Here is a 20,914-nt window from a genome sequence, read left to right as displayed (position 1 = left end):
TGCCGGTTGTGCGTCGCGTATACGGCCTTCGGCCTATGTCGCGTCATCCGAAAACGGCGCAGCGGGGGGAAACGGCTCGGTCAGCATCTCCCGCAACTTCCATGAACCGTCGACTCGAACAAAACGTCCGAGCCAACGCTCCAATTCGGGTGCCGGATTCTCTCCGACCCACCGCACAAAGTTGCCACGCGCTTCGGCTTCGTCGCTGCTGATCCACTGGAAGTCGAAGCCCGCGACCACGCTGAGCGTGTTGCGTTCGGGCCTTGCGTCGCGCTTCTCCGAGACGACGCGAAGCGCCTCGAGCCCGGTCACGTCGGCGTTCGCGGCCCCGCGGGCACCGAAATGTGCATCCTCGGTGAAGTACTCGAGATTCAGATCGGAACGTCGGCCGTCGATGTTGGTCATAGAGCGCATCATGATCTGTTCACACTCGAGGCGAGCAAGTGCGGCTTCGAGTGCGTTGCTTCCGTCGGTCACAAAGTTCCCCTAGCTGATGTCTGCGGATTAAGAGTTGCGATGTCTTTGGCAGCGTAAGGAGAATTTGACTGACAGTCAAGGTCTTGCGCATACGGAGGCGTACGAACTTTCGAGATCACCTGGTTCTCGAATCAGTCAGCGTTGCAAACGTTTACGGGCAGTCACGTCCCCAGAGTAGATTCGACGAAAACCCAAAAGGACAACGAAGACGTGTGCTAGGTACGACCGGCGTCGCGCCCCGACGTCATGGGTGGCCCTGTTGACGGTATGCAACCTAGGATGCTTTGCATGACCTCCGCCAAAGCAGGGCCACCATCGTCGAAGCGGCGCTCCGCCAAGGTTCGCCAGGCCCAGAACACAGACTCGCGGGCCCGCAATGGCAGTCGGCGAGATCTCATCGTCCGCGCCGCTGTGGAGTTGTTCGCCGCCAACGCATACGAGGACGTGTCGGTCGACGCCGTCTGTGAGCGCGCCGGGGTTGCACACGGCCTTGTTTCCTACCACTTCAAAGGCAAGCGCGGCCTCCTGACGGCGGCCGTGGAATGGGTCTGGAACGACATGGCGAAGTTTCAGCTCTGGGACCCAGAGGACACGACTCCCGACGATCGGGTACGCGGATCCATGCAACGGCACTTCGCCTACATCGAAGAGCATCGGGACTGGTTCCTGCTCACTGTGGGCGCCGTGCGCGCGTTTCCCGAGAACGAAGAACTGATCAGGCGATCGCAGATGGCCGGCGTACGCTGGACGTGCGAGGTACTCGGCCTGAACATCTCCGACGACCCATATCTGCGTGCGGCACTCATGGGCTGGGTGGGTTTCACCCATGAGATCACCATGGAATGGCTCTCGACCGGCGAACTCTCTACCGACGTATTGGCCGAACTCTGCATCGATGCGTTGTTCACCGCCATTTCCGCTCCCACGCGCGTCCAAGCGAAGAACCGGCATGACGTCCGACTCACGGACGCCATCGCCCGTCTTGCTCCGTAGCGCAACCGCCCCAGTCCGACGCGAACCGAACAGGGCACGGAACCGCGTGCGCCCGACAGGGCATGTTCGAACCGGAGTCCGACTGGGCAATCTTTCCTGAAATCCTAAATCCTATCGGTAAGAACGGTTTTCGGAGCACCTCCCATGAACGCCCCCGGATTCCCGGAACGATGTTCGCTGATCCGCGGATTCTTGACTGCTAGTCAGAATGGGGGTAGCTTGAACCACTGGATGTGATGTGGGCCACCCAGGCCCGCGCAGTGATGGAGGCTATAGATGTCACTCCGAGACTCCCTCGGCCACTCAGTTGACTCGGTGCCCGTCGCACCCTCTACAGATGCAGGGCACGGGGGCGACACAGAAATCTTTGACGTCGTGATCGCCGGGTATGGTCCTACCGGAGTGACATGCGCCAACCTCCTCGGACAGGCGGGATTGAGCGTTCTGGTACTGGAGCGCAATCCCGACGTCTTCAACCGCGCTCGCGCCGTCAACCTCGACGTGGAAGCCATACGGGTGGCTTCGTCGCTCGGTTTGCAAGACGATGTGGCCAAGACAATTCACCAAGGCGTCACGCTGATCTTCTGCGACAGCGCTGGCGGCGAAATGGCACGTATTCAATCCACCCATAGTGCGCGGGGCGTCCTGCAGTCCAATTTCGTACACCAGCCAAGTTTTGAGTCTGTCATGCGAAAAGGTGCCATGCGATTCCCAACGGTACTGCTGGACACGGATTTTGAGGTCGTCGACCTGGACAACGGGGCTGATTTCGTGACGATCATGGGGTCTCGCGGTCAAGAAATACGTGCGCGTTATCTGCTCGGATGCGACGGAGCTTCCTCTGTCATCCGAAAGAAGATGGGAGCGACGTACGACGGCATGAGCTATGACCGCAAATGCCTGACGGTTCACGGGGCGATGAAGCGCTTCGACGGGACAACGGCCGATCCCGACTGCGGCCCGCTCTTTGGTCGCGGCCCCCACTTCAGGTTCGTATGCGATCCGGTGAGGCCGTATGCCGAGATCAAGTTGACGGGAAACGAATACCGCTTCGAGATCGAGGTCAGTGAAGACGAGGATCCGTCGATTTTCGAGGACGAGGCGAACGTCTGGAAGCTCCTCAACGGCTTCGGAATCGGACCCGATGACTTCGAGATCCTTCACTTCTGGACCTTCACGTTCCACGTCCGGAAAGCGAAACAGTGGCGAATGGGGCGAACCTTCCTGCTGGGAGACGCCGCTCACGTCACCCTCCCCACGATCGGCCAGGGTGTGTCGTCCGGGATGCGCGACGCCAACAATCTCGCGTGGAAATTGATCATGGTCCTCCGCGGGAGCGCATCTGCCGATATTCTCGATACCTATTACGAGGAGCGGGCGCCTCACGTCGAGGAATACAACAACATGGCCAAGCGAGTCCAGGCACTCATTCAAGTGCGCAATCCGTTGGCCATCCGATTTCGCAACGCGGCCCTTCGTGCCGTCTCGCGAGCGAAGATCTTCCAGACATTCATCAACGGGGCGGCGTTTCGACAGGTCCCCATCGTGAACGGCGTCGTCGCACGCCGGCACGCGAAGGACAAGTCGGCCGGTCAAATCCTGCCTGAGTTCGAAGTATTCGGTCCTGATGGCGTCAAAGCCCCGATCGACACCTTCCTCGGTTCCGGGTTCGTGTTCATCGGCCTGGAGGTCGATCCCGCGACCGCGCTTCCCGATGCTGTGCGCAAAGGGTGGGAGCCGGCGAACCCGCGCTTCTTGACTCTACGAGTGGGGCGACGATCGACGGACCCGGGCGAGATCAGTGATCCCGCCGGTGTTCTGTGGGATTGGTTCTCCGAGAACGACGCACGCGTCGTGTGCATTCGTCCCGACCGGTATCTGTACGCTGCGGGGCATCCCGATGACGCGGTGTTCGCTGCCCCAACGACCCTGACCGTCACCTCCGCAGAGTCCGTGGTCACCAACGCGGCGATCTGAGACATCTGGTCGGCCCCACAGGCCCATCACGGAATCCGTTCTCGCGGTGGGCTCGTTGTCCCGCTACCCTCGCGCCGAGAGGAGTATCGATACCACCGATCGCGCCAGGCCATCGAAAACCCTCAGGTCCCAGCCTGTCAGCGACGTCCAACGGTCGAGTCGGTACGAGACGGTGTTCGGGTGCAGATTCAACGCGCGTGCCGCGGCCGCTGTGGAGTAGCTGTTGTTCGCAAACGCGAGCACCGCCTCCGTGAGATGCGGATTCGCAGAGGCCGTCAACACCCCGTCGTCGAGGTGATCGAGGTGCTCCGCCGATGCGAGCACCGATGCCAACAGCCACTGCTGTGCGAACACCACATCTCGCCCGAGCAGGACTGCCAAGTCGGCTGCGCGCCGGGCATCGCCAATGGACAATCCGGCGCCCGACAGACCCTCGCGACGCTGACCCGTGCCCATGACACGCCCCCGCGCATGGGGGCGACACATACGCGAGACGATGTCAGTGCGATCCTGTTGTTGCAGAACGACGAAGATCCCCTCGAGGATTCCTGCCACAACCGGCCCGGCGGTGATACTCAGACCCATGTGTAGTCGTTCGAGCTGCTCGGCATCGCTGGCGGGAATGAAGCACACCGCTTGAAATGAGCCCTGCGGTTGCAGCGACAGCTGCTCCGCGAGCGAGATGCTTTCGGCTCCGGAAGGGTCTTGATGTATGCGTTCCAACAATTCGGTGTGCAGTCGCACATCGTTCGCCAACTGGCTCGCTGTCACGATCTGATGCCCGGTGGCGGCTGCGCCGCTGACCTGGTGCAGCCATCCCAGCAGCAGAGGCGCAAGAGCAATGAGTTGGCGGGCCTGAGCGCCGTCTTGAACCAGCCGTTCGTATCGCCGCCACAACTCCTGCAGCGGTAGCTCGTATGCCTGGAGCAGTGCCGCCACGGCGATGCCCTGCTCTGCTCGGCGGCGGCCGAGCCGCTCTGCGGTGAGGAGATCCGAAGGGCGCGGTCCCCGGAGGTCTCGGATACCCAGAAGGATGACAGAGAGCTGGCCGGCAACGGCAGTGCGATGTTCCTCAACCGGGATCGCCTCGTAGGCGGGCAACTCGTCGCGAATGGTGGAGGTGACCTGCCGGGCGATCTCGCTCATGTCCCCCAACAAATTGCCTGTGGCGTTGGACGCCCACTCAGCAGCTTCTCGTGGCATGGCACAAGTGTCTCTGCCGTCACTCTTCCACACAACCCCAGCTCGAGCGCGCGACACCCGACATCTGACCTTGACCAGGGACTACCACTTCGTGGAATCACACAAGGCACGCCTATGATGTTCGTCATATTGCACGTGGTTCCAGGGGCCGCGACGGGGACACAATTGAGCAATGAAGTCTTCACCATTCACAACCCCACGTACTGCCTATCGCCTCCAGGACCGCTATGACGCCACCGCTGGGGAAGTGCTGATGACCGGGGTCCAGGCCGTGTGCCGGGTCCCCCTCGACGTCCGCCGAGCCGATGCCCATCGCGATCTGGCAACACGCGGTCTCGTCACCGGTTACCAGGGGTCGCCGCTCGGTACCGTCGACTTCACGATGCGCGACATCGCCCCCTTGCTGGATCAGTGGGGAGTGGATTTCAAGCCGGGGATGAATGAGATGCTCGCTGCCACCGCAGTCCAAGGCACCCAGTCGGTCCCCGACCTCGGCTCAGACCTGCAGGGCGTCACCGGATATTGGTACGGAAAGACCCCCGGCGTAGATCAAGCGCTCGACGCGATCCGCCACGGCAATCTCATGGGCACCAGTCGACACGGCGGGGTGCTGGCCTTCTGCGGCGACGACCCCTCGGCCAAGTCCTCCACGGTTCCGGGAGGCTCGGAGACGGTCCTGCGGGCCGCCCTGATACCGACGCTGGCGGCAGCCGATCCAGCGGATGTGTTGCACCTCGGGATGCACGGCGTCTCGATGTCGCGAGCGAGCGGCACCTGGGCGGCACTGAAGATCGCAACCAACGTTGCCGACGCGTACGGGATCGTTCCACTCTCATCCGAGCCCTTCGACCCGGCGCTACCGCTTGTGAACGGCACGCCCTACGACCACAAGATCACCACCGCATTGGCTGCTGCCAGCGCGGTCGCCGCCGAGCAGACCTTTCATCAGGTCCGGTTGCCACTGGTCCTGGAGTACGCGCGACTCAACGGGCTCAATGCGATCACCGCACGCGGCGACAAGGACCGGGTAGGCATCATCGCCGCCGGCCAAGCCTACGCGGAGGTTCGACAAGCGCTGGCCAACTACGGTATTCGCAGTGCCCGCGACTACGAGGTTGCGGGGATTCGATTGCTCAAGCTCGGACTTGTGTGGCCGCTCGAGCCCCAGATCGTTACGGAGTTCGCCGCCGGCCTCGATGAGATCGTCGTCGTGGAGGAGAAGGGCCCGTACCTCGAGCTGTTGGTCAAGGACGTGCTGTACAACTCCGACGTTCGTGCCGCCGTGGTCGGCAGCACGGACCGCAACGGCAAACCCTTGCTCCCCGCATTCGGCGGCATAGACGCAGATGGGCTGGGGCGCGCCATTGAGCCGATCTTGCAGAGTCATTCGGCAGTGTTGCAGGCGCCTCCCAACCGGGAGCGCAGCTCGAGCCCGGTCCGGATACCCCTCACCCTGACCGTAGCCAGTCGAACGCCGTACTTCTGCTCCGGTTGCCCCCACAACAGCTCGGTGAAGGTGCCCGAGGGTTCATTGGTGGGCGCCGGGATCGGGTGCCACGGGATGGCCGCGTCGATGGACCCCGAGCACGTCGGCCGAGTCACGGGCTTCACGCAGATGGGCGGCGAGGGATCACAGTGGATCGGCCAGAACGATTACGTTCACGCCGATCACATCTTCCAGAACATCGGCGACGGAACCCTTTCGCATTCAGGCCTACTGGCAATCCGGGCATCTGTAGCAGCCGGCACCAACATCACCTACAAGATCTTGTTCAATTCCACAGTCGCAATGACCGGCGGCCAGGACGCCATCGGCGGCTACAACGTTCCGCAGCTCACCGAAACCCTTGCCGCTGAGGGAGTTCGCCGAATCTACGTGACGACCGAGGACTTGAGCCGTTACCGCGGCAAGAAGCTCGCGAAGAACGCTACCGTTAAAGACCGCCTGGAATCGGAGTCGATCCAAGCCGAACTGAGCGCCTTACCTGGTACCACCGTGCTGATTCATGATCAAGCCTGTGCTGCTGAGCTACGACGTATGCGCAAGCGCGGCAAAGCACCGACCCCTACGAAGCGCATCGTCATCAACGAGAGCATCTGCGAGGGTTGCGGAGACTGCGGTCGCAAGTCGAATTGCCTGTCGGTCATGCCCGTCGACACCGAGTTCGGCCGCAAGACCCAGATTCACCAGGCCTCGTGCAACCTGGATTTCTCATGCCTCCAGGGAGACTGCCCTTCGTTCATGGAGGTGACGCCCGGTAAGAAGGCCGAACATCGCCAGGCACCCGCGATCAGTGCAGGCGATGTGCCGGAGCCGCAGTGCTCGTTCACCGGCGACGGGTTCAACATTCGCCTGACCGGCATCGGAGGCACCGGAATTGTCACGGTTGCCCAGATCATCGGGACCGCCGCATTCCTGGACGGCTTCCATACCAGTGGCCTCGACCAGACAGGTCTGTCGCAAAAGGCTGGACCGGTGGTCAGCGACATCAAGATCCAGCGGTCGGCCGATCTCATCTCCCCGAAGATCAGCAGTGCGGACTGCGATCTCTTTCTGTGCTGTGACGCGCTGGTCGGATCAGCACCGACCAATCTCGCGGTCATCAGTCCGCAGCGCACAATGGCAGTGATCAACACCGCCGGGGTGCCCACAGGCGCGATGATCAGGCGACCGAACACCGCTCTGTCAGACTTGGACCCGGTGATCGCCCAGATCGACAGCGCAACCCGGCGGGAAGACAATCCCCATCTCAACTCGGACCGGATCAGCCAGGTCCTGTTCGGCACCAACCAATTTGCGAATATGTTGCTCGTCGGAGCAGCATTCCAGATCGGGGCGTTGCCCCTCTCTTCTGAGTCGATGGAGCGCGCCATCGAGTTGAACGGGGTGGCTGTCGAGAAGAACATCCAGGCATTTCGCTATGGCCGCAAGTCGATCGTCGACCCCGCCGGCGTAGAGGCACTAGCGGAACCACGGTCGACTGTCACAACGGGCCCGGCGCAGCTTTCGGCGGACTCCACCGATCTGATATCACTCATCGACGCACCAGCTGATGACGACTTGGCACGTGTGTTGGCCTCGCGGGTACCGGATCTGATCGACTATCAGAGCGTCCGGTACGCCCGCCGCTACGCGAAGGTGGTGTCCGCGGTGCGCCGGAGTGAGCAACGCGTCGCGCCCGGCCGGTCAGCGCTCAGCGTGGCTGTGGCAGAGAGCCTCTACAAATTGATGGCCTACAAGGACGAGTACGAGGTCGCCCGGTTGGCACTGAGCCCGGCGGAACAAGCAAAGATCGTCGCGCAGTTCGGCGAGGGCGCAAAAGTCGTGTGGAAGCTGTTCCCCCCGATGCTCCGAGAGATGGGGCTCCGTCGGAAGATCTCACTCGGTCGGTGGTTCACACCGGCATACGTCGTACTCCGGTGGGCCAAGTTCCTTCGGGGAACACCACTGGACCTGTTCGGGTACAGCCACGTCCGGAAGACCGAGCGGTCCCTGGTGGAAGAGTACGCAAACTCAATCGATCTCCTACTGGCCCAGCTCACATCCGGAAACTACGAACTCGCAGTAGAGATTGCACAGCTTCCCGACATGGTCCGCGGCTACGAGCAAGTCAAGCTCGACAACGTGAGCACGTATCGAACCACCATGTCCGAACTGAGCGAGCGTTACATCACCGGCAAGACCAACGCACCTGCTGCGTGACCTCGCTTGAGGTATGTCGCAGCCAATCGAAAGCAGAGCACCAATGTTCACTGAAGAACACCACTCATTTCGCAAGATGGTTCGGGACTTCGTAGATCGAGAGATACAGCCGAACGTCGACACCTGGGAGGCCCAGGGGGCGTTTCCCGCTCACGAACTATTCCCCAAGCTCGCACAGCTCGGGGTGCTCGGACTCGAATACGACCCCGAGTTCGGTGGACAGGGCGCCGACCATCTGTTCACCGCGGTGCTCCATGAAGAACTCGGCCGCATCGACGCAGCGGGCATAGCGATGGCCATCGGGGTTCAAACCGACATGGCGACACCTTCGCTGCACGAATACGGTTCCGACGAGCTCAAACGTCGCTATCTCGCGCCGGCCCTCGCAGGAGACATGGTGTGCTCGATTGCGGTGACCGAATCAGATGCCGGTTCCGACGTCGCCGGGTTGCGCACGCGCGCAGTCCAAGAAGACGACCACTGGGTGATCAACGGCTCGAAGTTGTACATCACCAATGGGGTGCAGGCAGATTGGGTGTGTCTGCTTGCCCGCACGTCGTCTGACAACAAGCGCGGCTTCACCCAAATAGTCGTGCCCACCGACACTCCTGGGTTCACCGTCTCGCGAAAACTCGACAAACTCGGGATGCGGAGCTCAGATACTGCCGAACTCAGCTTCGACAACTGCCGCGTACCCATCGCGAATACGATCGGCGAGGTCGGTCGCGGGTTCCAGCAGCAAATGCACCAATTCCAAGCCGAACGCATGAGTGGCGCCTACGACCGCGTCGGACGCATTCAGCGTGCGCTCGACCGAACAACCGACTACCTCAAGACGCGCAAGACCTTTGGTACCCCGCTGATCGACCGGCAGCACATCGCATTTCGCCTCGCTGATCTCTACGCACGGCTCGACATGCTTCGCCACTACAACTACGCCTGCGCGGCAGCGCACATGCGGGGTGAGGACACAACCCGCTATGCCACCGTCGCAAAGCTCACCATCGGTCAGCTCTCCAACGACGTCGCGGCGGCCTGTCTGCAGTTCCACGGAGGTGTCGGATACATGGAGGAGACCTGGACCGCCCGTTTCTATCGCGACATGGCCTTGACATCCATCGGTGGCGGTGCCGACGAAATCATGCTTCAGGTGATCACAAAGCTCGAAGGGATCCATTCCTGAGGTCGCCGGCGGTGTATTCGAAGCCTGTGGCAGATGGTGGAATCATCTCAGCACGGCGATCCGCGGCCGGGTCAGCACATAACCCCATACTGTTGCGAATACGACCATGATCAGCGAATACACCGCCGCGGGAACGGAGATCTCCGTGCTGTCCAACACCTCGACGGCAATGTAGATCGCCAGGGTCCCGTTGTGCACCCCGATCTCCATCGACGATGCAATGGCCTGCTTCTCGGTGACGCCGAATGCCTTGGGCACCGCGTAACCGATCACCAGACTCGCGGCGCAGAACAGCGCAGTGGCCAAGCCGACGTCGGCGAAGTAGCCGCCCAAGTCCTCGCGCTGGTCGATGAGGATGACTATCACGAGCAGTGCCAAAATCACGGCCGAACCTATCCTGACCGGCTTGTCGGCCCGCGCTGCAAAAGACGGCCTCTTCGACTTCACCAACATTCCGAGCAGTACCGGCACAAGCACCACCACGAAGACCTCGACCACTTTTCGCAACTGCAGGGAAACCGAATCCGGGCTGTCAAAGTAGCTGATGGCGAGGTTGGTGATGATCGGCAGCGTGAATATCGCCAAGACCGAATTGACCGCCGTGAGTGCGACGTTGAGCGCCACGTCGCCACGGAACAGATGGCTGAACAAGTTTGCCGCGGTGCCACCCGGCGACGCAGCAAGCAGCATCATCCCGATTCCCAGCAGCGGCGGTAGATCCAGTGCCACAACGAGTCCGAAGCAGATTGCAGGTAGCAGCAGTAGTTGACATACAAGCGCGATGACGACAGCCCGCGGGTGTTCTCTCACACGTCTGAAGTCGTCGATCGTCAGGGACAGCCCCAGGCCGAACATGATGATTCCGAGTGCGATGGGAAGGCCGACCGTTACAAGGGGGGAGTCCACAGTATTACTATAATGTTGAAAGAGTGGGTTGTCACTCACCAAACACTGGTTTCGGCAGCCGACGCCACCAAACAGTCCGGCACCCACCCTCGAGGTGAGTGCCGAACTGTTCTGTCATCCGTAGCGACGGCTAGTGAGCCATCACCGGCGCCGCATTCGGATCTGTTTCCGGGGCCTCGCGTGGATAGAGCACAGCAGCCAGCACCGCTCCGACGAAGAAGAACCCGGCGGCCCACCAGAATGCTGTTGTGTAGCTGGCTATTTCAGCACTCTGCGCAATTGCCGCCATACCGGCCTCGGTCACCGGTCCGGTCGGGGTGTTGTCGGAGATGTAGTTGGTGGCGGCGGTGGCCGCGAAGCTCGACAGTAACGAGATCCCGATGGAACCGCCGACCTGCTGGGCGGTGTTGACCATGGCAGAAGCCACTCCGGAGTCCTCGTTCTGCAGGCCCGCGGTCGAGAAGCCCATCGCCGTGGCGAAGACCGCGCCGAGACCGGCGCCCACCAACAGCAGGCCAGGCATGATCTCGGTCAGATAGTCGCTCGCGACGTCGATTCCCGTCAGCAGGACCATTCCAACCCCTGCGACCGCCAATCCGCCGCCGACGATCAACTTGGGGCTGAGCCGCTTGACCAGGCCGCCCATCACCGAGGCGACCCCGGCCAGCGCACCGACCATGGGCAAAAAGGCCACACCGGTGGTGACCGGGCTGTAGCCCAGGCTCGACTGCATGTAGTACGTGAGGAACAAGAACACACCGAACATCCCGATCGCCGAAATAAGCATGATCAGGTACGACGTCCCACGCACTCGATCCATCACCACCCGCATCGGGAGCAAGGGGTTGTCGACCTTCGTCTCGACAACCACGAAGACTGCCAACAGAGCCAACCCGATGAGGATGAATGCGATGGTCCAGGTGTCCGACCACCCGTTGACCTCGGAATTGGCCAGTCCATAGACAACAGCGAACAAACCGGTCGTGACGAACGCCGTGCCGATCAGGTCCAGTCGAGGAGACTTCGCGTCCGACGCTTCACGGTTCGGTAGCCACAGCAGCGCGCCGGCCACCGCGAGCGCCGCGAACACCACGTTCACGTAGAGAGTCCAGTTCCACGACACGTACTCGGTCAGGACCCCGCCGAGCAACAAACCGATAGCGCCTCCCGCACCGGAGATCGCGCCGTAGATTCCGAACGCCCGCCCCCGATCTGGATCACCCGAGAAGGTGACGGTCATCAAGGACAGCGCAGCCGGAGCAAGCAGCGCACCGAACACGCCCTGCAGGCCACGTGCGGCCACGAGCACCTCGAAACTCGGGCTCCAACCGCCTAGCGCGGAGGCTGCTGCGAAACCGATCAGTCCGACCAGAAACGTTCGCTTTCGCCCGAACAGGTCGTTGATCCGACCGCCCAGGAGAAGTAGTCCACCAAAGGTGAGTGAGTACGCGGTCACCACCCACTGGCGGGAATCGTCGCTGAAGCCCAGATCCTCCTGAGCGACCGGCAGTGCAATGTTCACAATCGTCGCGTCGAGCACGACCATCAGCTGGGCCACGGCCAGCACGGCCAAGATCAACCATTTATTGCCCACCTTGGTTCCGGCGCGCGACGCCGGCTTGTCGGGCGATGTAACCGTCATGTCAGTTCCTCCCTACTCGCCTATAAACGGAATCAGTAAATCCGCTTTCATGTCGTACAGTAGCGGACAAAGCGGAACATTGCATTCCGCATCAGGTAGAGTGTGAGCACAACGCCGGATCGAAGTGAGAGTGACCATGACAACAATCGGAGCCCCGGAGGCTCGCCCGTTGCGCCGTGACGCCGTTCGCAATGCCGAGAAGATCTCGGCCGTCGCGATGGAGGTGTTCGCCGAGAAGGGCCTCGAGACGACGATGGCCGACGTGGCGAACCGAGCCGGGGTCGGTGTCGGCACGGTCTACCGGCGCTTCGGTGACAAGGATGGACTCATCGATGCGCTGTTCGTCGAAAAGACGGACGAAGTCATCGAGGTGGCTCAACGGGCACTGGCTACGCGCGATCCTGCGGACGCTCTACTGCAATTCGTGATCGAGGGCGCTGAGAGTATGGCGGCGAACAAGGGGCTGCGGCAACTGATCTTGGAGGGCGCACACACGCCAGGCGAGCACGGCGTCCACGCTCTCGAACGCCTCAACCCATTGATCGCCAAAATGGTCGGCGCCGCCCAGGATGGTGGGTGGCTCAGAACGTTCGTGGAGCCCAGCGACTTTCCGGTTCTGTTGATAGCTCTCGGCGCAGTTCGAGACTTCGGCGGGGCCGAACATCCGGATCTGTGGCGCCGCACCCTCTATCTGCTGATCAACGGTATGCGGAGCGATTCAACGGTACCCACCGACATCTCGGCGCCGGCCGCGGTCGATGAACGTGAAATCAACGATGCGGCGCACCGTCGGCTCTCGTCCAGCGGCGACTGAAAGCCCCAGACCCTCGCCGGCCCGCTCCCCGCTATGCCGCCTCGCCACCCGGCGACGGCAGGTTTTCCGACGCCCATTTCGTGAGCGCGGTCAGCGCCGGAAGCAGCGCCTGCCCCGACTCGGTCAGCCGATAGGAGACCGCAACGGGAGGCCCCGGGTCCACCGATCGGGTCACCAGGCCGGCGTCGGAAAGCTCCGTCAGCCTGCCGGACAGCACAGAATCGCTGATGCCATCGATGGCAAATCGTAATTCCGCGAACCCGGCCGGTCCGCGCATCAGGGTGCCGAGCAGAACACCATTCCATCGCTTCCCGAGGAAGTCGAAAGCTCGCCGTAAGGCGCCATCGCACGCGCGCGGTTCGTGAACCGGTTTCGGTTTGACGGACATGGCCACATCGTACAAGTCGTGTGCGCTGCTGTAGTTGCTATGTTTTTACTAGTAACTAACCAAATGGGAGTAACTATGTCCAGCAGTCCGTTTACCGCTCTCGACGACCCTGCGCGATCCCTGCTCTTCCACGACGCACGAACCGTCACTTCGTTCAGCGACGAACCGGTCAGCGACGACGATCTCAGGGAGATCTGGCAGCTTGCCAAATGGCCTCCCACTGCCGCGAATGTCCAGCCGCTGCGCGTGCTGTTCGTTCGCACCGACCACGCGAAGGAGCGTTTGCTCGCCCACGTCAACGAAGGCAACGTGGACAAAGTCCGTTCTGCGCCGGTCACCGCGGTACTTGCAATGGATTCGTCTTTCCACGAACACATACCCACCGTGTTGCCCTTCCGGCCTGAGATGAAAGACGTTCTCGCAGAGAACGATGCGATGCGAACGTCTATGGGCACCTTCAGCAGCACCCTGCAGGCCGGGTACTTCATCCTCGCGGTGCGATCGGTAGGCCTGCACGCCGGGCCCATGGCTGGGTTCGATTCGGCCGGTGTGGATTCGGAGTTCTTTGCCGATGGTCGGTGGAAGTCCGTTCTGGTGGTGAACATCGGGCACCCCGGCGATAACCCGTGGATGGACCGGTTACCCCGACTCGACGATGACGTCGTCCTCGAGTTCGCCTGAGTCTTCCGCGACTCAGTGCGTCACCAACACCTTCACCAGCACGATGGCCGCCGCAACGATCGCGCTGACCACAGCTGCGACCACCAAGCGCAGCGATAGACCGTTACCGCGGATGCGTTGGGTCGCCAACTGCACGCCGGCGATTCGCGCGATGACCACAGCGCTGCCCAGCAGCTGCGCCCACTGCGTCGACATCACGTCCGCCCACCCGAGTGCCAGAAAGGTCGCCGGCAGGAACGCCGACGACGCGATCGGCACCGCATCTCTCAAATTTTCCCCCATGTGAATCGCGCGGGCGCTCGTGCTCGACAGACCATCGGCGTCGGGGATGTTCGAGTGCGCAACGAGTTCGGCGAATACGTGGGCAATGAACGTTGTCACGGCGGCACCGACAACGATGACGGCGGCGGTACCGTCCTCGATGCCGTGCGGAGTCACCACCGCGACGGAGGCCAACGTCAAAATGTTGCCGTAGACGTACGCCGTCAACCTATTCGCGGCGCGGCGCGGCGGCAACGGCCCGCTCGCCCTTTGCCGAAGCCGACGCGAAAGAACCTGTGGCCACGCGGCCGCCGTCGATGACCTCACCACATGATCCTCCCATCGCGTGGGCCCCGCGCCGGGCAATGCCGCGCTTTTGACCAGCCCGCATTCTTGTATCTCACACGCCCGCCCTCCCCGGTCGGTGACCGGGGAGGGCGGATGGGTTCTGTTCGAGCGGGAACCGTCAAACCAGGACGGGCTCCTGCTGTGGCGTGGTGTCACTGTCTTCGTCGGCGGGTGTGCGTTTGCGAGCGACCAGCACCAGGCCCGCACCGACGACCACCCAGCAGAGCATGGTCACGAGTGCGACACCGCCGCCGTTGCCATCAAAGAATGCCAGCGACCTCAGCAGCGTCGCCGACGCTCCCGGCGGGAGGAGCTGACCGAACCCGGCCCATCCCGACGGCAACCAGTACGCGCTGGATGCGATCCCCGACAACGGCTGGCCGACCATCATCATCGTCGCCGCGCCCGCACCGAAACCTGCGAACCCGAAGTTCGCCTTCAGGCCGATCAACGGCAAACTGATTGCCCACATGCCCAGCGCCAATCCCAGCGAGACCAGCACGAAATTGCCGTCGTAGGTGCCAATGCCGAACCGCAGGATCGCCCCCAGCGCAAACCCGGCGATCATCGCGAAGCCACCGGCATAGAGCGCCTGACTCAGCGGCTTACGGGGCAGCAACTGTCCCAACACAACCGCAGGGAGCATGCCACCCAGCACCAGGGGCAAGGCCAGGCCCGAGATACCAGCGGCCGTGGGGTCGTCCGACGTGGTCGGAACGACGTCCTCGACAACGAACTCAGTCCCCGTTTGCGCTGACATCACCGTGCCGACACCGCGAAGATTCTGCGCGATCTGCTGACCTCCGGCCGAGGTCACCATCACGGTGGGATTCTCAGGAGCGACGGCAATCGCGCCGACGATCTCCCGGTCCTCGATGGCTGCACGCAGCTCGTCGGCCGATCCGTACGAACGGAAGTCGTAGTCGCCGGGAGCAGCAGTCGCCAGTGACTGTTCCACCTGCGTTGTCGCCTCCGCGGACCCGGCAATGCCGACAGGCAGTCCGTCGGCACCGGATGCTTTGAGCGGTAGAACAAACGCCATCGCCATCAGCACCACGACCGCGGCCAACCCGAGCAGGGTGCCGATCAATTTGCGGTTCATGAGAAACTCCCCTCACGTTGTAGTGGAGGATTTTTCTCCACTAACTCATGTGGAGGATATTGCTCCATTTAGAGATCGGCGTCAACCCCGGAGTGCCCTGTAGAGAGGAAGGTCACGCCTGGCGGGCAACGTGACACACCCGCCCCCAGCCCACGGCGCACCCAGGTGAGGCGGGTGCTGAAGAGAGTGAACACGGTCAGGCAAGTAGAGCGGCCTCGACTGCGGCAAGTACGAGGACGAGGTCTCCTCCGTGCACCTGCTGGTGAGGTGTGATGGATATGCGTTGATACGACCGATAGGAGGGCAGTGATGGCACGGTCGAAGACGGTGACAGGACGACGTTGCAAGCCATGGAAGAGCGGGTTCGGCTTCGACTCGGCGGGGTCGGCTGTCGGCGGACATGAAAAACTGCCCGTAGGCGGTCATGAATCTGCCCAGACCTGTTGATCCCTGTGCGGCGCGTCTGCGCCGTGGGGGCCTCTCCCGAGGTTTCGATGTCGATGCCTAGTCGTATCGAATCCCACGGGAGAGACCACATTGAAGTCTGACGGAGAAGTCATGGAAATACTCAAGGCCTACGATCTAACCGGGTCGTATCGCGCGGCGGCCGAGCTGTGCGGCTGCTCGCATCACACAGTCAAGAAGGCGGTCAAGACCGCGACGCCGGCCTCGAACCGCAGGTCCGCCGTGCCCGTCTGATCGACGAACTCATACCGAACCTCGAGAAGTGGGTGCAGGACTCGCGTGGCAAGATCCTCGGCGACAAAGCCCACGAACGGTTGACCGCGTTGGGCTACACCGGCACCGAACGCACCACCCGCCGAGCCTTGGCGGAGATCAAAGCTCAATGGCGCCTGGGTAATACGCGAGTGCACCGGCCGTGGGTCACCGAACCCGGATTGTGGCTGCAGTATGACTTCGGTGACGGGCCAGTCGTGGGTGGCCGCAAAGTGGTACTGCTGGTGGCGTGGTTGGCGTGGTGCCGCTTTCGGATCGTCATCGCTCTGCATGACCGGACCGGGCCGAGCGTGTTCGCCGGCCTGGACCGCGCCTTACGGATCGTCGGCGGCGCCCCGACGTAGCTGCTGACCGACAACGAGAAGACCGTTATGACCGGGCACGTCGCTGGGGTTCCGGTCCGTAATCGGCACGCGGTGACGTTCGGCCGCTACTACGGCATTTCGGTGCTGACGTGCGAGCCGGCCTCCAAAGGCGGGGTGGAGAACGCCGTCAAACTCGCCAAAGCTGACATCGTGCCTACCGAGACGAACCTGCAACCGCAGTACGCGATTGTTGATGACGTCGGGCTCTTGCCCGTCGTTGCTGACGCCGCCGAGGGGCTCTATCGGATCGTGGAAGCGGCCTACGAACGCCGGTCGGTGGCGATCTCCTCGAACCTGCACCCGAGCGGTTTCGACGAGCTGATGCCTAAAACGTTGGCGACCGCGACCGCCTCGCCCAAGCCCTGCACGGACAGGGGGTCAAAGCCTTGAGCTTACCGCGACCTACCGGTAGCGGGCACCGCCGCATGGGCAGATTCATGTCCGCCACCGGGCAGTTCTTATTGGCCGCCTACGGGCAGTTTTCAAGTCCGCACATGGGCAGTTCCCGATGACCGTTGACAGTCGGCATCGATGCCGACCGGGGCGAGGGCCACGTCACCAACCGCAACGCTACGTGTTACCCCCGCCCAGGCCTCTCCGAGAGCAACTGCGGAATCAGCCGCGCCGTATGCCCTGCCACCACCACCGGACCCCGAGGTCTCTATCGTTCGGTACCAAAGACGGATAGAGGTGCACTGCCAGCGGCGGGTACGGATTCGGTGGCCATGGAGTCCTTCGTTGGAGTCCCTACTTGACGCCGTTGCCTGCGTCGATCGGGAGGGTGACACCGGTGACGTACCGCGACTCATCCGAGGCAAGCCACACCACTGCGTCGGTGACATCTCCCGCCTCAACCCAAGGGATGCCCAGCACTGTGGTGGTCTGCAAAATTGGCTCGACATCTTCCCTGGTGGGAGCCTCCAGGTCAGGTCGGAAGGCCTTGTACAAGTTGTCGTGGAGGATCATGTCAGTGCTCACGGTTGTCGGATGAACCGAGTTGACCCGGATACCCGAACCGCCCAATTCCAGTGCAAGCGTGCGCATCACGCCTACGATTCCCGTCTTTGCCGCGACGTATCCGACCAGACCCGGAGCGGCCTTGAGGCCTAGCGCGGAGCTCGTGAGGATGATCGATCCACCCCGGCCTCCTGCCAGCATTGCCGGAATGGCGGCTTTGGTGGTTCGCCATACGCCCCCGAGGTCCACATCGAGAGTCTCCTGCCAATCGGCTTCCGACCACTCCCACGAGGGAACGATTGACGGCATGATGCCGGCGTTCGCACAGACGATGTCCAACGATCCGAAGGTATCGAGTCCCTCAGCCACTGCAGCGTCGAGTGCGTTCTGATCTCGAACATCGGCCTGCTTGACCACGATCTTCCCGCCGGCCTTCTCGACCAAGACGACCGTCTCATCCAGATCTTCCTGCGTTGCAAGTGAATACGGCGCTGACGTCACATCAGCGAGGCTGTCGACGCCGATGATCGATGCGCCTTCTTCGGCCATCCGGATCGCGTGCGATCTGCCCTGCCCTCGGGCAACCCCGGTGATGAACGCTACTTTGCCTGCGAGACGACTCATGATAACTCCGATACTAGACGATATTATAATAATGTGGTGACGCCGATCACTGAATGATCGAGCCTCGTTCGTCATCTGTCAAGTCACGCCGCCGTGAAATCGCAGAGAGGCGGGCCTCGCCGGAGGGAGCAGGTGATCGAACAAAGTTCGGACTTGCAACCTCAGTCCCGCGTCGCCCTCTTCAGCTCGCCGATCAGCCAGTCGACCGCGGGATCGGTGCGCCTGAGGGGATTTCGCACGATGTCGATGCCGAACCCTGGAAGGGGCGTCGGTGGTTCGACAATGCGTAGTCCGTTGTTCGCGGCGAGATTCCTGGCGATCGTCGTTTGAACGCAGCCGATCAAGGGCGTGCCCGCAATGAGATGAAAGAGCGACCAGAAGTCGCCACTGACCACAGTCGATGGCGCCAGCCCACCCAAGGACGCGAGAGCCAACTCCGCGTGGGTGCGCAAGCCATCGGACTCGAACACAACTCGCGGCAGCGTGGCGAGCTGATGTTCGGACACCCGATCGCCGACCTGTCGATTCTCGGCGCAGACGACCAGCGACCACGTCTCGTCGTAGAGGCGTTCGCGCGCGTGCTCGGTGGGAATGACTTCGGGGAGCAGGATCAGATCCACATCAGGCCGGTCCAACAGCGAGGCAACCGCCCGGGTCACATCGACGAACGAGAAAGAGACGCGCCGGTTTCGCGCAGTCGCCTGGGCGACGATCGGGCGTAGCGCGGCGTACACGGTTGCACCTGATGCGCCGACAACGAATCGCCGGACACTCGACTCAGGGTCGAACTGCGGGCTTTGAAAAATTCGGTCGTCGATGGTGTGGAGTACTTCGTTGAGGGTCTCACGCACCATCTCGGCACGAGGTGTCAACGCATAGCCCGATTTTGAACGGACGAGGAGCTCATCACCGAGGGCAGCCCTCGCTCGACGTAGCGCGTTGCTCATCGCGGGCTGCGTGATGCCGATAAGAGCGGCCGCCCGCGTGATGTGCCGTTCCTGCAGCAGCGCTTGTAGAGGCACCAGCAGATTGAGGTCGAGGTTCGCAAGCCGTCCGTCCACCAACGGATCATACATGTTGTGAATGGCGAGTCATCTCAACTATGTGTTGGACTACTGGGCCCTACCTGCTGTTCCATGTGATCCACGACACTCGAATCCTATGCTCGATGGAGATTTCATGCCTACGCACGTCCCGTTCAAAAATCTGTTCATCACTCCGGTCCTCCCCTTCCTCGAGGACGGCACAGTCGATTGGGACGGTTACCGTCGCCTTCTACGCGTCTTCCTGACGCCGGAGAACATCGAGGCCGGGGTTGCGATCATCGCCAATCCCGAAGCCGGAGAACTCTTCACCCTCGACCGCGATGAACGCAACGAAGCAGTCCGGGTCGTACTCGACGAGGTCGCCGGCCGTACGCCCGTCCTCGCGGGCGTGGTACACGTCACCACGGCTGGGTATGTCCAATGTGCAAAGGATGCAGCTGAACTCGGCGTCGACGGCTTGTTCGTCTTCCCTCCCATCGGCGCCGGCGACATCACCCTGGCATGGAACCCGGACGCGTACCCAGAGGTCTTCATCGACATCCTCCAAGCCATTGCCGCAGAGGTGGATCTGCCACAAGTACTGCATCCGGTGGGTCGGGTGACACTTCAGTTCGGTCCCGGTCTCTCAGCCGGGATCACCCGCAAGATCATCGAAGAAGTGCCCCAGGTCGTCGGCTGGAAGATGACCTACAACTACGACGGGTATCGCGCCATCACGCGGGTCATCCGCGCAGCCGACCGTGAGGTCGGAATCTACTCAGCACTCGCGGTGAACATGCATGAGAATCTGGCCGACGGGGCGTTCGACGGAACCAGCTCAGGCGGGTTCAACTACGCAGTAGAACCGATGATCGATCACATCAACGCGTGGCGGGAGGGCGATGTGCCGCGCGCGACCAAGATCTGGCACTCGGGCCTGTCGGCTCTGCACGAGTTCATCTTTGCCGACTACGGGCGCCTTCACATTCGCTACAAGGTGGCCACCTGGCTGCGCGGCTTCATCGACAACCCGCTCATGCGGGCGCCCATGCCGCGACCTCACGAGTTCGAGATCATCGAGATCAAGAAGCTGCTGCTCGACACCGGCCTGTCCGTGCGGTCGGACGAAGAGATCGCTGCCGCCCTCGCAAAAAACATCACTGCAGGATAGAGGAGCAGACCCAATGAGCGGAACTGTGCATCACAGGCGCTGCGTTTACCTCATCGCCGTCAGCTGGTGGTTCATCATGCGCGGGTTGGAGGAAGTGGGTCGTGGTTCGGCCATGTGCCTTGCGGTCGATCCTGGTGAGGGTCCAGAAGCCCGGCGACCCAGGTGGTACCGGACCGAGTGCACGGACCTCACCGCCGTCGAGGCCTATGCCAACGAGCCTGCGGACGGTGTTCAGGCCTGACAGACCAACAAGAGCCCGCTGCGACCCCTTCACAGGGATGCAGCGGGCTCTTTGCGGTTCGGGGAGCCGATTCATGTCGGAAGGGACGCCAATCCATCACGCAAGAAGATAGTCA

General features: G+C 62.1%; 17 protein-coding genes and 2 pseudogenes. 10 read left to right on the top strand and 9 right to left on the bottom strand.

Annotated features, from left to right (window positions below):
- Window positions 1-33: 33 nt before the first annotated feature.
- Window positions 34-477 carry a nuclear transport factor 2 family protein gene (locus J3S28_RS27325; protein ID WP_207844328.1) on the bottom strand — a complete coding sequence of 148 codons (444 nt, stop codon included), beginning with the start codon at window positions 475-477 and terminating at the stop codon, window positions 34-36.
- A gap of 288 nt (window positions 478-765) precedes the next feature.
- Between J3S28_RS27325 and J3S28_RS27320 the strand changes: the two genes are divergently transcribed.
- Both J3S28_RS27320 and J3S28_RS27315 read left to right on the top strand, forming a co-directional pair.
- Window positions 766-1,470, top strand: coding sequence for a TetR/AcrR family transcriptional regulator (locus J3S28_RS27320; RefSeq protein WP_207844326.1), 705 nt, complete (start codon window positions 766-768; stop codon window positions 1,468-1,470).
- A 276-nt stretch (window positions 1,471-1,746) separates the two neighbouring features.
- Window positions 1,747-3,447, top strand: a complete 1,701-nt coding sequence (locus J3S28_RS27315; protein ID WP_237342197.1) for an FAD-dependent monooxygenase — start codon at window positions 1,747-1,749, stop codon at window positions 3,445-3,447.
- A gap of 63 nt (window positions 3,448-3,510) precedes the next feature.
- On the opposite strand, the gene J3S28_RS27310 is transcribed toward J3S28_RS27315, so the two are convergent.
- A complete protein-coding gene (locus tag J3S28_RS27310) occupies window positions 3,511-4,650 on the bottom strand; it encodes a PucR family transcriptional regulator (RefSeq protein ID WP_207844322.1) in 1,140 nt (379 codons plus the stop codon).
- 172 nt (window positions 4,651-4,822) lie between these two features.
- Between J3S28_RS27310 and J3S28_RS27305 the strand changes: the two genes are divergently transcribed.
- Window positions 4,823-8,353 carry an indolepyruvate ferredoxin oxidoreductase family protein gene (locus J3S28_RS27305; protein ID WP_207844319.1) on the top strand — a complete coding sequence of 1,177 codons (3,531 nt, stop codon included), beginning with the start codon at window positions 4,823-4,825 and terminating at the stop codon, window positions 8,351-8,353.
- Between the two features lie 43 nt (window positions 8,354-8,396).
- Window positions 8,397-9,536: an acyl-CoA dehydrogenase family protein gene (locus J3S28_RS27300; RefSeq protein ID WP_207844317.1), complete on the top strand. Its 1,140-nt coding sequence runs from the start codon at window positions 8,397-8,399 to the stop codon at window positions 9,534-9,536.
- A 42-nt stretch (window positions 9,537-9,578) separates the two neighbouring features.
- Here J3S28_RS27300 and J3S28_RS27295 read toward each other — a convergent pair whose 3' ends face one another.
- Entirely contained in the window at window positions 9,579-10,442 is an 864-nt protein-coding gene (locus J3S28_RS27295; protein ID WP_207844315.1) for a bile acid:sodium symporter family protein, read from the bottom strand.
- 130 nt (window positions 10,443-10,572) lie between these two features.
- The gene (locus J3S28_RS27290) at window positions 10,573-12,084 is read right to left on the bottom strand and encodes an MFS transporter (RefSeq protein ID WP_207844313.1); all 1,512 of its coding nucleotides are present in this window, start codon (window positions 12,082-12,084) and stop codon (window positions 10,573-10,575) included.
- A 136-nt stretch (window positions 12,085-12,220) separates the two neighbouring features.
- Here J3S28_RS27290 and J3S28_RS27285 point away from each other — a divergent pair, with 136 nt between their 5' ends.
- Window positions 12,221-12,898, top strand: coding sequence for a TetR/AcrR family transcriptional regulator (locus tag J3S28_RS27285; RefSeq protein WP_207844311.1), 678 nt, complete (start codon window positions 12,221-12,223; stop codon window positions 12,896-12,898).
- Between the two features lie 31 nt (window positions 12,899-12,929).
- Here the strand turns inward: J3S28_RS27285 and J3S28_RS27280 are convergent, their stop codons facing one another.
- A complete protein-coding gene (locus J3S28_RS27280; protein WP_207844309.1) occupies window positions 12,930-13,286 on the bottom strand; it encodes a winged helix-turn-helix transcriptional regulator in 357 nt (118 codons plus the stop codon).
- A gap of 75 nt (window positions 13,287-13,361) precedes the next feature.
- Between J3S28_RS27280 and J3S28_RS27275 the strand changes: the two genes are divergently transcribed.
- Window positions 13,362-13,967, top strand: a complete 606-nt coding sequence (locus tag J3S28_RS27275) for a malonic semialdehyde reductase (RefSeq protein WP_237342196.1) — start codon at window positions 13,362-13,364, stop codon at window positions 13,965-13,967.
- A gap of 12 nt (window positions 13,968-13,979) precedes the next feature.
- On the opposite strand, the gene J3S28_RS27270 is transcribed toward J3S28_RS27275, so the two are convergent.
- Window positions 13,980-14,555, bottom strand: coding sequence for a hypothetical protein (locus J3S28_RS27270; RefSeq protein ID WP_207844305.1), 576 nt, complete (start codon window positions 14,553-14,555; stop codon window positions 13,980-13,982).
- A 139-nt stretch (window positions 14,556-14,694) separates the two neighbouring features.
- Window positions 14,695-15,678 carry an ABC transporter permease gene (locus J3S28_RS27265; protein ID WP_207844303.1) on the bottom strand — a complete coding sequence of 328 codons (984 nt, stop codon included), beginning with the start codon at window positions 15,676-15,678 and terminating at the stop codon, window positions 14,695-14,697.
- Between the two features lie 537 nt (window positions 15,679-16,215).
- On the opposite strand from J3S28_RS27265, the pseudogene J3S28_RS27260 reads away from it, so the two are divergent.
- Both J3S28_RS27260 and J3S28_RS27255 read left to right on the top strand, forming a co-directional pair.
- Window positions 16,216-16,967, top strand: a pseudogene (locus tag J3S28_RS27260) (transposase); the annotation flags it as partial.
- A gap of 3 nt (window positions 16,968-16,970) precedes the next feature.
- A pseudogene (locus J3S28_RS27255) lies at window positions 16,971-17,129 on the top strand (ATP-binding protein); the annotation flags it as partial.
- Between the two features lie 399 nt (window positions 17,130-17,528).
- Here the strand turns inward: J3S28_RS27255 and J3S28_RS27250 are convergent.
- Window positions 17,529-18,362, bottom strand: coding sequence for a mycofactocin-coupled SDR family oxidoreductase (locus J3S28_RS27250; protein ID WP_207844301.1), 834 nt, complete (start codon window positions 18,360-18,362; stop codon window positions 17,529-17,531).
- A 161-nt stretch (window positions 18,363-18,523) separates the two neighbouring features.
- Window positions 18,524-19,423, bottom strand: coding sequence for a LysR family transcriptional regulator (locus J3S28_RS27245; protein ID WP_207844299.1), 900 nt, complete (start codon window positions 19,421-19,423; stop codon window positions 18,524-18,526).
- 118 nt (window positions 19,424-19,541) lie between these two features.
- Between J3S28_RS27245 and J3S28_RS27240 the strand changes: the two genes are divergently transcribed.
- Together J3S28_RS27240 and J3S28_RS27235 are read left to right on the top strand one after the other, a co-directional pair.
- Window positions 19,542-20,558 carry a dihydrodipicolinate synthase family protein gene (locus tag J3S28_RS27240; RefSeq protein ID WP_207844297.1) on the top strand — a complete coding sequence of 339 codons (1,017 nt, stop codon included), beginning with the start codon at window positions 19,542-19,544 and terminating at the stop codon, window positions 20,556-20,558.
- 13 nt (window positions 20,559-20,571) lie between these two features.
- The gene (locus J3S28_RS27235; protein WP_207844295.1) at window positions 20,572-20,799 is read left to right on the top strand and encodes a hypothetical protein; all 228 of its coding nucleotides are present in this window, start codon (window positions 20,572-20,574) and stop codon (window positions 20,797-20,799) included.
- Window positions 20,800-20,914 lie beyond the last annotated feature (115 nt).

The organism is Williamsia soli (assembly GCF_017377795.1).
GTDB lineage: Bacteria > Actinomycetota > Actinomycetes > Mycobacteriales > Mycobacteriaceae > Williamsia > Williamsia soli.
The sequence above is the reverse complement of the archived record's forward strand: the minus strand, read 5'-3'. Positions and strand labels throughout refer to the sequence as shown.

Bases quoted from the DNA above. Each gene is read 5' to 3' on its own strand.
- J3S28_RS27315 (WP_237342197.1), top strand. From the start codon at position 1,747: ATGTCACTCCGAGACTCCCTCGGCCACTCAGTTGACTCGGTGCCCGTC.
- J3S28_RS27280 (WP_207844309.1), bottom strand. From the start codon at position 13,286: ATGTCCGTCAAACCGAAACCGGTTCACGAACCGCGCGCGTGCGATGGC.
- J3S28_RS27290 (WP_207844313.1), bottom strand. From the start codon at position 12,084: ATGACGGTTACATCGCCCGACAAGCCGGCGTCGCGCGCCGGAACCAAG.
- J3S28_RS27240 (WP_207844297.1), top strand. From the start codon at position 19,542: ATGCCTACGCACGTCCCGTTCAAAAATCTGTTCATCACTCCGGTCCTC.
- J3S28_RS27285 (WP_207844311.1), top strand. From the start codon at position 12,221: ATGACAACAATCGGAGCCCCGGAGGCTCGCCCGTTGCGCCGTGACGCC.
- J3S28_RS27275 (WP_237342196.1), top strand. From the start codon at position 13,362: ATGTCCAGCAGTCCGTTTACCGCTCTCGACGACCCTGCGCGATCCCTG.
- J3S28_RS27235 (WP_207844295.1), top strand. From the start codon at position 20,572: ATGAGCGGAACTGTGCATCACAGGCGCTGCGTTTACCTCATCGCCGTC.
- J3S28_RS27265 (WP_207844303.1), bottom strand. From the start codon at position 15,678: ATGAACCGCAAATTGATCGGCACCCTGCTCGGGTTGGCCGCGGTCGTG.
- J3S28_RS27250 (WP_207844301.1), bottom strand. From the start codon at position 18,362: ATGAGTCGTCTCGCAGGCAAAGTAGCGTTCATCACCGGGGTTGCCCGA.
- J3S28_RS27320 (WP_207844326.1), top strand. From the start codon at position 766: ATGACCTCCGCCAAAGCAGGGCCACCATCGTCGAAGCGGCGCTCCGCC.
- J3S28_RS27300 (WP_207844317.1), top strand. From the start codon at position 8,397: ATGTTCACTGAAGAACACCACTCATTTCGCAAGATGGTTCGGGACTTC.
- J3S28_RS27310 (WP_207844322.1), bottom strand. From the start codon at position 4,650: ATGCCACGAGAAGCTGCTGAGTGGGCGTCCAACGCCACAGGCAATTTG.
- J3S28_RS27305 (WP_207844319.1), top strand. From the start codon at position 4,823: ATGAAGTCTTCACCATTCACAACCCCACGTACTGCCTATCGCCTCCAG.